This window comes from Micrococcus sp. GPGPB33, from assembly GCF_037853785.1.
Lineage (GTDB): Bacteria > Actinomycetota > Actinomycetes > Actinomycetales > Micrococcaceae > Micrococcus > Micrococcus luteus.
Window position 1 is genome coordinate 1349156 of sequence record NZ_JAQMWO010000002.1, and the last position, 13514, is coordinate 1362669.

10 protein-coding genes are annotated in these 13514 nt (G+C 72.4%); 8 read left to right on the top strand and 2 right to left on the bottom strand.

Annotated features, from left to right (window positions below; genetic code table 11):
• Nucleotides 1-145 precede the first annotated feature (145 nt).
• Nucleotides 146-1123 (bottom strand): hypothetical protein, encoded by a 978-nt coding sequence (locus POD19_RS06510; RefSeq protein ID WP_036315903.1) that lies wholly within the window; start codon nucleotides 1121-1123, stop codon nucleotides 146-148.
• A 639-nt stretch (nucleotides 1124-1762) separates the two neighbouring features.
• Here POD19_RS06510 and groES point away from each other — a divergent pair.
• From groES to POD19_RS06525, 3 genes are all read left to right on the top strand, one after another.
• On the top strand, nucleotides 1763-2059 hold the full coding sequence (groES, locus tag POD19_RS06515; protein WP_002857590.1) for a co-chaperone GroES: 297 nt from the start codon (nucleotides 1763-1765) through the stop codon (nucleotides 2057-2059).
• Nucleotides 2060-2167: 108 nt separating this feature from the next.
• Nucleotides 2168-3775, top strand: a complete 1608-nt coding sequence (gene groL / locus POD19_RS06520) for a chaperonin GroEL (protein ID WP_101965835.1) — start codon at nucleotides 2168-2170, stop codon at nucleotides 3773-3775.
• Nucleotides 3776-3896: 121 nt separating this feature from the next.
• Nucleotides 3897-5852 (top strand): BCCT family transporter, encoded by a 1956-nt coding sequence (locus POD19_RS06525; RefSeq protein WP_340309385.1) that lies wholly within the window; start codon nucleotides 3897-3899, stop codon nucleotides 5850-5852.
• A gap of 1 nt (nucleotide 5853) precedes the next feature.
• Here the strand turns inward: POD19_RS06525 and POD19_RS06530 are convergent, their stop codons facing one another.
• The gene (locus POD19_RS06530; RefSeq protein WP_070709889.1) at nucleotides 5854-7287 is read right to left on the bottom strand and encodes a dicarboxylate/amino acid:cation symporter; all 1434 of its coding nucleotides are present in this window, start codon (nucleotides 7285-7287) and stop codon (nucleotides 5854-5856) included.
• 185 nt (nucleotides 7288-7472) lie between these two features.
• On the opposite strand from POD19_RS06530, the gene guaB reads away from it, so the two are divergent.
• The 5 genes from guaB to guaA all read left to right on the top strand — a co-directional run bounded on the left by guaB (nucleotide 7473) and on the right by guaA (nucleotide 13445).
• Entirely contained in the window at nucleotides 7473-9017 is a 1545-nt protein-coding gene (gene guaB, locus POD19_RS06535) for an IMP dehydrogenase (RefSeq protein WP_070709887.1), read from the top strand.
• A 91-nt stretch (nucleotides 9018-9108) separates the two neighbouring features.
• The gene (locus tag POD19_RS06540) at nucleotides 9109-10245 is read left to right on the top strand and encodes a GuaB3 family IMP dehydrogenase-related protein (RefSeq protein ID WP_002857600.1); all 1137 of its coding nucleotides are present in this window, start codon (nucleotides 9109-9111) and stop codon (nucleotides 10243-10245) included.
• Between the two features lie 47 nt (nucleotides 10246-10292).
• Nucleotides 10293-11258, top strand: coding sequence for an SURF1 family protein (locus tag POD19_RS06545; protein ID WP_070709487.1), 966 nt, complete (start codon nucleotides 10293-10295; stop codon nucleotides 11256-11258).
• Nucleotides 11255-11803, top strand: a complete 549-nt coding sequence (locus POD19_RS06550; RefSeq protein WP_036340922.1) for a DUF3817 domain-containing protein — start codon at nucleotides 11255-11257, stop codon at nucleotides 11801-11803. The genes POD19_RS06545 and POD19_RS06550 overlap by 4 nt, the downstream gene beginning before the upstream one ends.
• A 22-nt stretch (nucleotides 11804-11825) precedes the next feature.
• Complete coding sequence (gene guaA, locus POD19_RS06555) at nucleotides 11826-13445, top strand: glutamine-hydrolyzing GMP synthase (RefSeq protein ID WP_165381386.1); 1620 nt, start codon at nucleotides 11826-11828, stop codon at nucleotides 13443-13445.
• The last annotated feature ends 69 nt before the right edge of the window (nucleotides 13446-13514 follow it).

Sequence of the window (13514 nt, forward strand, 5' to 3'; positions counted from 1 at the left end):
GCGAGCGTTCCGTGGGCAGAACCCGCCGGGTCTCGCCTTCCGGGGGCAGAACCCGCGTGTTTCCAGGTTCCGTGGGCAGAAGCACCCTCGCTTCTGCCCACGGAACCCCTGCGCATGGACGGCAGGGCCATACGCGACGACGACGTCAGGCATCCCAGCCGTTCGAGACCTGTGCCCGTCGTCTGAGGACGGCCTCGATCACCCGCGCGTATCCCTCGCCGACGTCCCGGCTCGTGACGTGCAGGGTCATCTGCCCACGCTCCGCGTAGTACTGGTCTCGCCGGGCGTCCCGGGCGTGTTGCTCGGCACTCCGGTGCACCTCGCCGTCGTACTGGAGGACGAGCCGGCAGTCCTCGAACCACAGATCGGCCTCGGGGGCGTCCCGCCGCCCGGGGTCGAACACGTGCTGCAGCGTCGGCTCGCCCAGCCCCGCCTCGACGAGCGCCAGCCTCAGCCGGGTCTCCTGCGGCGAGTCGGCACCCACCCGTACGCGCTCGAGCGCCGCCGTCGCCCGCGGTCTTCCGACGAACCGCCCGAGCGGCCGCATCGCCTCGTGCAGCGCGGTGACCGTGGTGATGGGAGGCCGCCGGCCGCGCGGGGACCAGGGGTGACGGACCAGGTGGTCACCCGCCGACACGAGGGATGCCTCGTCCCAGGGGTGGCCGATCGAGCACAGATCGAGCCAGGTCCGTTCCGGCGTCGTCACCCGTAGCCCGAGCACGGAGGTGACGTGGCCGGCGGGCAGGGGTCTGCGGTGCTCCATGACGCCGGGGATCCGCGCCCGTGCGGTGCCGCGGTGCAACGTGATCTCGACGGCGGCGCGTCGCGTGGCCCCGCCCGGGGGAAGCGGGAGGCCGTGGAGGTGCGCCGCCGTCTCGTGGGAGAGAACGGCGTCGGGACGGGACCGCAGGAGGGCGGTCAGCAGGTCGAGGCCGACCCCGTGGTGCGGCGGCGGGAGCCCGGCAGACTCCCAGGTGCGCAGCGGCATGTCACGGCGACGGTGGATGCCGCGGGCGAGGCGGAGGACGTCGGACCGCCGCACCCGGCTGGGCGGCAGACCGCGTTCGAGCACGTCGCGGGTGGTGAAGACGGGGACGAGGGGGAGATCGGGGGCGAAGGACATGGGTCGACCTTGACGCGGTCGGCCTGACGACGGCCGGGCGGGCCGCGTGTCTGTGCACACCGGCGCGGGGTGGGCCGGCTGTGCAGGACTCGGCGGCGGCCGGTTGTCCCGCCGGGACGACGTCGTCATGGCTCGGTGGGCAGAACTGCGAGGAGTTCCGCCCACGCAACATCCGTGGGCAGAAGAGAGGGCGCTTCTGCCCACGGAGACCGAAAACCTGCGGATGCTGCCCACGCGACGGGCGGGGGTGCGGTTTCTGCCCACGGAGGGTGGCGAGGGGGGGAGGGTGGGGAGTGGGGGGAGGGACAGGTTGCGGGCCGCAGTCGTGACCACTCCGCGTGCTCTTGGGCTCGGAACCCGCCCCGCCCGCCGCCCCACGGCATCCCACCGCACCGCGCCCCGCGCCCTCCGCCCACGGCGGACGGCGGGGACACGGCTGGCACTCATGTTGAAGGAGTGCCAGAACCCGGAGTAGAGTGGGCACTGGCACTCGGGGGTACCGGGTGCCAATGCCCGAGGTGGACCGTCCGGCACCGCGACGACGGAGGGTCTGACGCCCGTGGCGCACCCGCAGACCACAGCATCAGCGGTCCGGCGAGCCCGCCGGAGCCGCACGTCGACGAAGAAGGAGTGTGCAGCATGTCTGTCTCCATCAAGCCCCTTGAGGATCGCATCGTTGTCCGCCCCCTGGAGGCCGAGCAGACCACCGCGTCGGGCCTCGTGATCCCGGACACCGCCAAGGAGAAGCCGCAGGAGGGCCAGGTCGTGGCCGTGGGCCCGGGCCGGGTCGCCGAGAACGGCAACCGCGTGCCGGTCGACGTCGCCGAGGGTGACGTGGTGCTGTACTCCAAGTACGGCGGCACCGAGGTCAAGGTCGGCGGCGAGGAGTACCTGGTGCTCTCCGCCCGCGACGTGCTGGCCGTCGTCACCAAGTGACCCCGCCGCGACGGGCCCGGTGAGCGGCGCGCACCGCACCGGTGCGCGCGCCCCGGGCCCCTCGCGTCCCCGCACCCCCTGACTCCCTGAACGAAAGGAGCGTCCGTCATGGCCAAGCAGCTGGCTTTCAACGACGACGCACGCCGCGCCCTCCAGGCCGGCATCGACAAGCTCGCCGACACCGTCAAGGTCACCCTCGGCCCCAAGGGCCGCAATGTGGTGCTCGACAAGGCGTGGGGCGCCCCCACCATCACCAACGACGGCGTCACGATCGCCCGTGAGGTGGAGCTGGAGGACCCGTACGAGAACATGGGCGCCCAGCTCGCCAAGGAGGTCGCCACCAAGACCAACGACATCGCGGGCGACGGCACCACCACCGCCACCGTGCTGGCCCAGGCGCTCGTGAACGAGGGCATGCGCCAGGTCGCCGCCGGCGCCGCGCCGGGCGAGGTCAAGAAGGGCATCGAGGTGGCCGTGGCCGCCGTCGAGCGGCGCCTGCAGGAGAACGCCCGCCCGGTCGAGGGCCAGGAGGTGGCCCACGTGGCCGCCATCTCGGCCCAGAACGACGAGGTCGGCGAGCTGCTGGCCCGCGCGTTCGACACGGTCGGCACCGACGGCGTCATCACCATCGAGGAGTCCTCCACGACCTCCACCGAGCTGGACGTCACCGAGGGCATGCAGTTCGACAAGGGCTTCCTGTCCCCGTACATGGTCACCGACGCCGAGCGTCAGGAGGCCGTGCTCGAGGACGCCTACGTCCTGATCAACTCGGGCAAGATCTCCAACGTACAGGAGCTGCTGCCCCTGCTGGAGAAGGTCCTGCAGGCCAACAAGCCGCTGTTCGTGATCGCCGAGGACATCGAGGGCGAGGCCCTGTCCACCCTCGTGGTGAACAAGATCCGCGGCACCCTGAACGTCGTGGCCGTCAAGGCCCCGGGCTTCGGCGACCGCCGCAAGGCCATGATGCAGGACATCGCGATCCTCACCGGCGCCCAGGTCGTCTCCCCGGACCTCGGCATGAAGCTCGAGCAGGCCGACCTGGACGTGCTCGGCTCCGCCCGCCGCATCACCGTCACCAAGGACGAGACCACCATCGTCGACGGCGGCGGTGCGGCCGAGGACGTCGAGGCCCGGGTCGCCCAGATCAAGGCCGAGTCCGCCGCGACCGACTCCGACTGGGACCGCGAGAAGCTCCAGGAGCGCCTCGCCAAGCTCTCCGGCGGCATCGGCGTGATCCGCGTGGGCGCCGCCACCGAGGTGGAGCTCAAGGAGCGCAAGCACCGCATCGAGGACGCCGTGTCCTCGACCCGCGCCGCCCTCGAGGAGGGCATCGTGGCCGGCGGGGGCACCGCGCTCATCAACGCGCTGACCGCGCTCGACACCGACGCCGACGTCCAGGCCCTGACCGGCGACGCCGCCGTGGGCGTGGACATCGTCCGCAAGGCCCTGAAGCAGCCGCTGCGCTGGATCGCCCAGAACGCGGGCGAGGACGGCTACGTGGTGGTCTCCAAGGTCGCCGAGCTGGAGCCGAACCACGGCTTCAACGCGAAGACCGGCGTCTACGGCGACCTGATCGCCGACGGCGTGATCGACCCGGTCAAGGTGACCCGCTCCGCGCTGGCCAACGCCGCCTCCATCGCGGCCCTCGTGCTGACCACCGAGACCCTCGTGGCGGACAAGCCCGCCGAGGAGGACGAGGCCGGCCACCAGCACTGACCCCTCCGTCGGCCCTGACGCGGCCGGCTGTCGACGACGGCCCCTCGCCCGCCCGGGTGAGGGGCCGTCGTCGTGCGGGCGGGAGACGCCGGCCGTCCGGGGTGCCCTCTATGGTGTGCCCATGGACACACCCACGCCGCCCCGTCCCACCGGGTCCCACACGACCCGGACCCCGGCCCGGCCACGGCTGCGCCGCTTCGTCCGCGAGTTCTCCTATCCGCACGGCATCCACCCGGCCCTCGTGCCGGGCGTGTCCGTGGAGGACCGCCGGGTGCGCTACGGCGTGGACCGGGTGATCCTCGCCGTCGTCGGCCTGCTGGTGGTCGGCTTCGTGGTGTGGGGCGTGCTGCAGCCGGACGCCGTGCTGGCCGTCTCGAGCGCGGCCCTCGACTGGGTGATGCTCCACGCCGGCTGGCTGTTCGCCCTGCTGGCCATCGGGATGGTGGTGTTCCTGCTGGCCCTGGCGTTCTCCCGGTACGGCGAGATCCCGCTGGGACTGGACGGGGAGAAGCCGGAGTACTCCACGGCGAGCTGGTCGGCCATGCTCTTCGCGGCCGGCATCGGCATCGGCATCATCTTCTTCGGCCCGTACGAGCCGCTGACCTACTACCTGGCCCCGCGCCCGGGGGCGTACGAGGCGGCGAGCGAGGAGGCGGTGACGGGCGCGCTGGCCCAGGCCGCGCTGCACTGGGGCGTGAACGCGTGGGCGATCTACGCGGTCGTCGGCCTGTCGGTCGGCTACGTGTCCTACCGCCGGGGCCGGGTGCCGCTGATGAGCTCCATCATCGCGCCGCTGTTCGGCGACTCCCAGCGCAGCGACTCCGTCGGGACGCGCCTGATCGACGGGCTCGCGATCATCGCCACACTGTTCGGCACGGCGGCCTCGCTGGGCATCGGCGCCCTGCAGATCGGCCGGGGCGTGGAGATCGTCTCGGGCTGGTCGGCGCCGGGGAACACGGTGGCGCTGGGGATCATCGTGGTGCTCACGATCGGCACCATCTTCTCGGCGGTGTCCGGTGTGGCCCGCGGCATCCGGTGGCTGTCCAACATCAACATGCTGCTCGCCCTCGGCCTGGCGCTGTTCTTCTTCGTCGTCGGCCCGACGGCGTTCCTGCTGAACATCGTGCCCGGCGTCCTGATGGACTACGTCTCCTCCGCCCCGGACGCCCTCGGCGCCTCGATGGCCGAGGGGGAGGACATGCAGGAGTTCCTCTCCAGCTGGACGATCTTCTACTGGGCGTGGTGGGTCAGCTGGGCCCCGTTCGTGGGCGTGTTCATGGCGAAGATCTCGAAGGGTCGGACCATCCGCCAGTACGTCCTCGGGGCCCTGTTCATCCCGGCCGCGGTGATCGTCGGCGCGTTCACGATCATCGGCGGCACCACCATCTGGCTGCAGCGGACGCAGGGCTCCGTGGCGCCGGACGGCACGGCCGCGTCGCTGCCCGCGCCGGCGGAGATCTTCTGGGTGGTCCTGGACCAGCTGCCCGGCGGCGGGCTGGTGGCCCCGGTCGTGATCGTCATGCTGGCGGTCTTCTTCATCACGACGGCGGACTCCGCCTCGATCGTGAACTCGCAGCTCTCACAGCGCGGCGCCCCGGCCCCGCGCCGCACGATCACGGTGTTCTGGGCGCTGTGCATGGCGGGCATCGCCGTCGTGATGCTGCTGACCGGCGGCGACACCGCGCTCACCGGCCTGCAGAACCTCATCACCATCACGGCGCTGCCGTTCACCGTGGTGCTCGTCCTCATGGCGGTCGCGCTCCAGCGCGAACTGGCCAACGACCCCTTCGCGATCCGTGACCGGTACCAGCGGGCCGCCGTCGAGAAGGCGACGGTGCGGGGCCTGGTGGAGTACGGGGACGACTTCGCGTTCACGGTGGAGCGCACCCCGCCGGGCAGCTGGTACGCGGCCGGCGAGGGGTTCGACTCCACCGCCGCGGAGATCACCGACTGGTACCGCCGCACGGACGAGGACGGGAACCCCGTGGACTACGACTACGTGCTGGGCGAGTACCTGGACGAGGGGGACGAGGACGGCGCGGACGGACCCGCCGGAGCGGGCCCGTCCGGCCGCTGACTCAGGCGCGCGGCTCCGGGGTGCCGACGAGCTGGGCGCGGGAGTCGGCGGTCGCGTGGGCGCGGGCCTCGACGATCTCCTCCTCGTCCTCGCCGAAGATGTCGCCGCGCGGGGCGTCGTAGCGGTCCCGGTCGAGGATGCCCTCCTGGGAGGCCACGAGGGCGGGGATGAGGGCCTGGCCGGACACGTTGAGGGCGGTGCGACCCATGTCCACGATCGGGTCGACGGCCAGGAGCAGGGCCATGCCCTCGAGGGGCAGCCCGGCGGTGGACAGCGTGAGCGTGAGCATCACGGTGGCGCCGGTGGTGCCGGCGGTCGCGGCCGAGCCCAGCACGGACACGAGTGCCACGAGGGCGTACTGGCTCAGGCTCATGTCGATCCCGTAGAACTGGGCGATGAACACGGCGGCCACGGCCGGGTAGATCGCGGCGCAGCCGTCCATCTTGGTGGTGGCGCCCAGCGGGACGGCGAAGGAGGCGTAGCCGGTGGGCACGCCGAAGTTGCGCTCGGCCACCCGCTGGGTGACGGGCAGCGTGCCGAGGGAGGAGCGGGAGACGAAGCCGAGCTGGAACGCCGGCCACACGCCGGTGAAGAACTGCTTGACGGAGAGCCCGTGCAGGCGCGCCAGCACCGGGTACACCACGAGCATCACGAGGGCCAGGCCCACGTAGATCGCCACCACGAACTTGGCCAGCGTGCCCATCGTGGACCAGCCGTACGAGGCCACGGCGTTGCCCAGCAGGCCGATGGTGCCGATCGGGGCCAGGCGGATGATCCACCACAGCAGCTTCTGGATGATCGCGAGCACCGAGCGGGAGAACGTGAGGAACGGGGCGGCCTTCTCGCCGACCTTGAGCGCGGCCACGCCCACGACGATCGCGATCACGAGGATCTGCAGCACGTTGAACGTGGGGGAGGAGGCGAGCGCGCCGTCCTCGCCCGCCGTCGTCTTGACGGTCAGGCCGAGGAAGTTCGCCGGCACCAGGGAGGTCAGGAAGTCGAGCCAGCCGACGTCCTTGGCCTGGTAGGACGCCGGCGCGGTCTGGCCGGTGCCCACGCCCGGCTGCAGCGCGACGCCGACGGCGAGGCCGATGAGCACCGCGATCAGGCTCGTGATGGCGAACCACAGCAGGGTCTTGGCGGCCAGGCGGGCCGCGTTGGTCACCTGGGCCAGGTTGGCGATGGAGGCGACGACGGCGAAGAAGACCAGCGGGACGACCGTGGCCTTCAGCAGGCTGATGTAGATGCTGCCGACGGTGGCCAGCGTCTCGCCGAGCCAGGTCGGGTGCTCGGAGGTGTGCCCCGTGGCGCGGGCGATCAGGCCCAGGACGAGGCCGAGGACGAGGGCGGCGGCGATCTGCCAGCCGAAGTTCGACGTCCAGGCGGGGAGCCGGCGTCGGGGCGCCGGTGCGGGGGAGGACTGTGCGGTGCTCATCCGGGGAGATTAGGCGGACCAATATCACGACGCCGAACCGGATTGCGCCATGTGACGTCGTGGTGACGTCCGTCTCGCCCCCGCGTGGCCCAGCGCGGGGGCCCTGTGACGTGGCCCGCACCCGGGTCGCCGGTTTGACCCCCGGGCATAGAATCGCGGAAACACCCGTCCCGAAAGGCGCCTTCGTGACCAACACCAGCACCGGTCCCAGCCCCGAGCCCGTCCACTCCTCCTCGGATCCCTTCGGCTTCTTCGGCCTCACCTATGACGACGTCCTGCTGCTGCCCAACGCCACCGACGTGATCCCCGCGGACGCGGACACGGGCACCCGGCTGACCCGCAACATCCGCTTGAACATCCCCATCGTCTCCGCGGCGATGGACACCGTGACCGAGGCTCCCCTGGCCATCGCCATGGCCCGTCAGGGCGGCATGGGCATCATCCACCGCAACCTGTCCATCGAGGACCAGGTCCGCCACGTGGACACCGTGAAGCGCTCCGAGTCGGGGATGATCAAGGACCCCGTGACCATCGGCCCCGACGCCACGCTCGCGGACCTGGACGAGCTGTGCGCCCAGTACCGCGTCTCGGGCCTGCCGGTGGTGGCCGAGGACATGACGCTGCTGGGCATCATCACCAACCGCGACACCCGCTTCATCCCGCGCGAGGAGTGGGCCACCCGCACGGTGGACACCGCCATGACCCGCATGCCGCTGGTCACCGCGCAGGAGGGCGTCTCGCGCGCCGAGACCATCCGCCTGTTCTCCCAGAACCGCGTGGAGAAGCTGCCGCTCGTGGACGATGCGGGCCGCCTGACCGGCCTGATCACCATCAAGGACTTCGACAAGGCGGAGCAGTACCCGGACGCCGCGAAGGACGACGAGGGCCGGCTGCTCGTCGGCGGCGCCGTCGGGTTCTTCGGCGACGGCTGGGAGCGCGCCATGGCGCTCGTGGAGGCAGGCGTGGACGCCCTCGTGGTGGACACCGCGAACGGCCACACGCACGGCGTGCTGGACATGATCGCGCGCCTGAAGAAGGAGAAGGCGGCCGCGCACGTCGACGTCATCGGCGGTCAGGCCGCGACCTACGCGGGCGCCAAGGCGATCGTCGACGCCGGCGCGGACGCCGTGAAGGTGGGCGTGGGCCCGGGCTCGATCTGCACGACCCGTGTGGTGGCCGGCGTCGGCGTCCCGCAGATCACCGCCATCTACGAGGCGGCCAAGGCCACGCGCCCCGCGGGCGTCCCGCTGATCGCCGACGGCGGCCTGCAGCACTCCGGTGACATCGGCAAGGCCCTCGTGGCCGGCGCCGACTCGGTGATGCTCGGCTCCCTGCTGGCCGGCACGGCCGAGTCCCCGGGCGACCTCGTGTTCTACCAGGGCAAGCAGTTCAAGACCTACCGTGGCATGGGCTCCCTGGGCGCCATGCAGACCCGCAACGGCACGCGCTCCTTCTCCAAGGACCGCTACTTCCAGGCGGACGTGCCGGACGAGGACAAGCTGATCCCCGAGGGCATCGAGGGCCAGGTGCCCTTCCGGGGCCCGGTCGCCTCGGTGGTCCACCAGCTCGTGGGCGGCCTGCGCCAGACGATGTTCTACACGGGCGCGTCCACGGTGGCCGATCTCAAGGAGAACGGCCGCTTCGTGCGCATCACCGCGGCGGGCCTGAAGGAGTCCCACCCGCACGACATCATGATGACCGTCGAGGCCCCGAACTACCGTTCGCGCTGACCCGCACGGCGGGTCCGGGGGAGCCCCGGACGGGGCGGCGCCGACGACACGGTCGGCGCCGCCCCCGTGGCGCCTGGGCTAGGCTGGCCCGGTGACGAACCAGATTGAGATCGGCCGCGGCAAGCGCGGCCGCCGGGCCTTCTCCCTCGACGACGTGTCCGTGGTGCCCGCGCGGCGCACCCGGGATCCCCAGGACGTCAGCCTCACGTGGCGCATCGACGCCTACACGTTCGACATGCCCGTGATCGGTGCACCCATGGACTCCGTGATGAGCCCGGAGACCGCCATCGCGATGGGGCGGCTGGGCGGTCTCGGCGTCCTCAACCTCGAGGGCCTGTGGACCCGCCACGAGGACCCGCGCCCGCTGCTCGAGGAGATCGCCGCCCTCGAGGCCGGCCCGGCCGGGACCGAGGCCACCCGCAAGCTGCAGGAGGCCTACGCGGCCCCCATCCGCCCCGATCTGATCACCGAGCGCCTCGCGCAGATCCGCGAGGCCGGCGTCGTCGTCGCGGGCTCGCTGACCCCGCAGAACACGCAGGAGTTCTACCGCACCGTCGTGGCGGCGGGCGTGGACCTGTTCGTCATCCGCGGCACCACCGTCTCGGCCGAGCACGTCTCCTCCACCCAGGAGCCGCTGGACCTGAAGCAGTTCATCTACGAGCTGGACGTGCCCGTGATCGTGGGTGGGGCGGCCGGCTACACGCCGGCCCTGCACCTGATGCGCACCGGCGCGGCCGGCGTGCTCGTCGGCTTCGGCGGCGGCGCGTCCACCACCACGCGCCGCGCCATGGGCATCCGTGTGCCGATGGCCACGGCCATCTCGGACATCGCCGAGGCGCGCCGCGACTACATGGACGAGTCCGGCGGCCGCTACGTGCACGTGATCGCCGACGGCGGCGTCTCCACCTCGGGGGAGATCGTCAAGGCGATCGCCATGGGCGCGGACGCGGTCGTCCTGGGCGCCGCCCTGGCCCGCGCCACCGACGCCCCCGGCGGCGGCTGGCACTGGGGCCTCGAGGCCGCCCACCCGGAGCTGCCGCGCGGGCACCGCACCCACGTGGGCCAGGTGGCTCCGCTCGAGGAGGTCCTGTGGGGGCCCGGCCGCCACGCGGACGGCACGTCCAACCTGATGGGCGGCCTGAAGCGCGCCATGGCCACCTGCGGCTACACCGAGCTCAAGGACTTCCAGAAGGTGGAGGTCCTCGTGACCCCCACCCAGACCGTCTGATCCCCGCCGCCGCCTGGCGGCACCCCGACCGGAAGAGTTGATACGGCGTGCTGCGCACCGCCCTCAAGCCCGTCTGGCTGGCCACCCTGGTGCTGGCCCTCGTGGCGGCCGCGGTCTTCGTGGGGCTGTCCAAGTGGCAGTTCGAGTCCGCGGAGACGAACGCGCCGCCGCCGCGCACCCAGACCGAGAACGCCGTGCCGTTCCTGGAGCACGTGCGCCCCTACGAGGCCCTGCTGGGCTCGCAGGCCGACCAGGTCGTCACGGTCGAGGGGGAGTTCGTGCCCGGCACGGACGTCCTGGTCGGCCCGCGCCTGCTGAACGGCCGCGACGGCTACTGGACGGTCACGGCCCTGCGGGTGGCCGGCGCCCCGGACGGCGAGGTCGTCCCGGTGGTCCGCGGCTGGTCGGCCGACGCCGACGTCGTGGACCCCGCGCCCACCGGGCAGGTCACCGTCACCGGGCGCCTGCTGCCCCCGGACGGGCCCCTGCCGCGCGAGGCTGCGGCCGAGGACACCGCCGACCGGCTCCTGTACCGCAGCCTGGCCCCGGCCCAGCTGGTGAACGTGTGGGACGAGCCGTCCTACGCGGCGTTCGTCGCGGCGTTCGAGATGGTCGACGCCGCGGGCGCCGAGACGGGCGCGGCCGGCCCCGGCGGGCTCGAGCCGGTGTGGGTGGCCCCGCAGCCCGAGGAGACCCAGATCATCTGGCTCAACGTCTTCTACGCCGTGGAGTGGATGCTCTTCGCCGGCTTCGCCCTGTTCCTGTGGTGGCGGTTCGTCCGCGACGACCACGTCCGGGACGAGCACGAGCGCCGGCTCGACGAGGAGTGGGCCGCGCAGTGGCGCGCCGAGGAGCTCGAGCGGCGCCGGGCGGCCGCGCGCGAGGCCAAGGAGCGGGCCGTCGCGGCACAGTCCGCGGCGCACCCACGCCAGGACCACGACGACGACGGGGCCGCGCGCCCCGACCCCCGCGACCCGGGCCCCCGTGGGCCCCGAGAGGAGCAGAGCCGATGAGCACCCAGCACCCCGGCCCCCAGCCGGTGGACCCGGCGAGCCTGCCGGATCCCGAGGACATCACGGAGGCCGACCTGCCCGAGCCGCCCCCGCGGCCAGGCCGGGAGCATCGCCGTTTCGCCGGCACCCAGCAGCAGATCCGCTCCGCCACCCGCCTCTACGTGGTGTGCGCGTGGATCACCGGCATCATGCTCCTGCTGCTCGTGGCGGAGATGGTGCTGAAGTACGGCATGCACGTGGAGCTCTACGCGGGCGGCACCACCCTGGACGGAGAGGCCAACGGCCTGGGGCTGCACCCCACGGACAGCGTGACCGGGGGAGTGAACCTGTCCCTGTTCATCCTCATCGCCCACGGCTGGATGTACGTGGTGTACCTGCTCGCCTCGTTCCGCCTGTGGTCCCTGATGCGCTGGGAGCCGCTGCGCCTGCTGGCGATGGCCGGCGGCGGCGTCGTGCCGTTCCTGTCCTTCGTGGTGGAGAAGCGCATGACCCGCGTGGTCCGGGACGAGCTGCACCGCTTCCCGGACGCCGCGCGGCGCTACTGAGCGCCTCGACTATCCTGGACGGGTGACGCAGAATGCCCCCCACCCCGACACCCCCGCCCCGCTCAGCGACGTGATGCCCACGGTGCTGGTGCTGGACTTCGGCGCCCAGTACGCACAGCTCATCGCGCGTCGTGTGCGCGAGGCCAACGTCTACTCCGAGGTCGTGCCCGCCTCCACCCCGGCGGCGCAGATCCTGGAGCGCAAGCCCGCGGCGCTGATCCTCTCGGGCGGGCCGTCGTCGGTGTACGAGCCCGGCGCCCCGCAGCTGGATCCGGCGCTGCTCGAGGCCGGGGTGCCCGTGCTGGGCCTGTGCTACGGCTTCCAGTCGATTGCGCACGCCCTCGGCGGCACCGTGGCCAAGACCGGCACCCGGGAGTACGGCTCCACCTGCCTGGACTCGGTGGACGCCGACTCCGTGCTGTTCGCGGGCCAGGACCTCGAGCAGGTCGTGTGGATGTCCCACGGGGACGCCGTGACGCAGGCGCCCGAGGGCTTCGCCGTGACGGCCTCCACCGCGGGCGCCCCCGTCGCCGCGTTCGAGGACCGCGAGCGCCGCATCTTCGGCGTGCAGTGGCATCCCGAGGTGGGCCACTCCTCCCACGGTCAGCGGGTGCTCGAGCAGTTCCTGCACGTGGGTGCGGGCCTGGGCGCGGACTGGACGGCCAGCGGCGTGATCGAGGAGCAGGTCGAGCGCATCCGCGAGCAGATCGGGGACAAGCGGGCCATCTGCGGCCTGTCCGGCGGCGTGGACTCCGCCGTGGCCGCGGCCCTCGTGCAGCGCGCCATCGGCGACCGCCTCACCTGCGTCTACGTGGACCACGGCCTCATGCGCGAGGGCGAGTCCGCCGAGATCGAGCAGGCGTTCGGCGAGGCCCACGGCGGCGCCCGCCTCGTGATGGTGGACGCGCGCGAGGACTTCCTGTCCGCGCTGGCCGGCGTCACCGACCCCGAGGCCAAGCGCAAGATCATCGGCGAGCGGTTCATCCGCACCTTCGAGAAGGCGCAGGCGGACATCGTCCTCGAGTCCGAGCACGACCCGGACGCCACCGAGGTCCGCTTCCTCGTGCAGGGCACGCTCTACCCGGACGTCGTCGAGTCCGGCGGCGGGGACGGGGCGGCCAACATCAAGTCCCACCACAACGTGGGCGGCCTGCCGGACGACATCGAGTTCGAGCTGTGCGAGCCGCTGCGCGAGCTGTTCAAGGACGAGGTCCGCGCCGTGGGCGCCGAGCTCGGCCTGCCCGAGGGCATCGTGCACCGCCAGCCGTTCCCGGGCCCGGGTCTGGGCATCCGCATCATCGGCGAGGTCACCCAGGAGCGCCTGGATCTGCTGCGCCGCGCGGACGCGATCGTGCGCGCCGAGCTCACCGCGGCCGGGCTGGACCGCCAGATCTGGCAGTGCCCGGTGGTGCTGCTCGCGGACGTGCGCTCCGTGGGCGTGCAGGGTGACGGCCGCACCTACGGCCACCCGGTCGTCCTGCGCCCCGTCACCAGCGAGGACGCCATGACGGCGGACTGGGCGCGGATCCCGGACGACGTCCTGTCCCGCATCTCGAACCGCATCACCAACGAGGTCGACGGTGTCAACCGCGTCGTGCTCGACGTGACCAGCAAGCCGCCGGGCACCATCGAGTGGGAGTGAGCGGCGCGTCCGGCGCCGCATCCGGCCGCCCCTGACCGGGGCGGCCGTCCGCACGAAGACCGCCTGGAC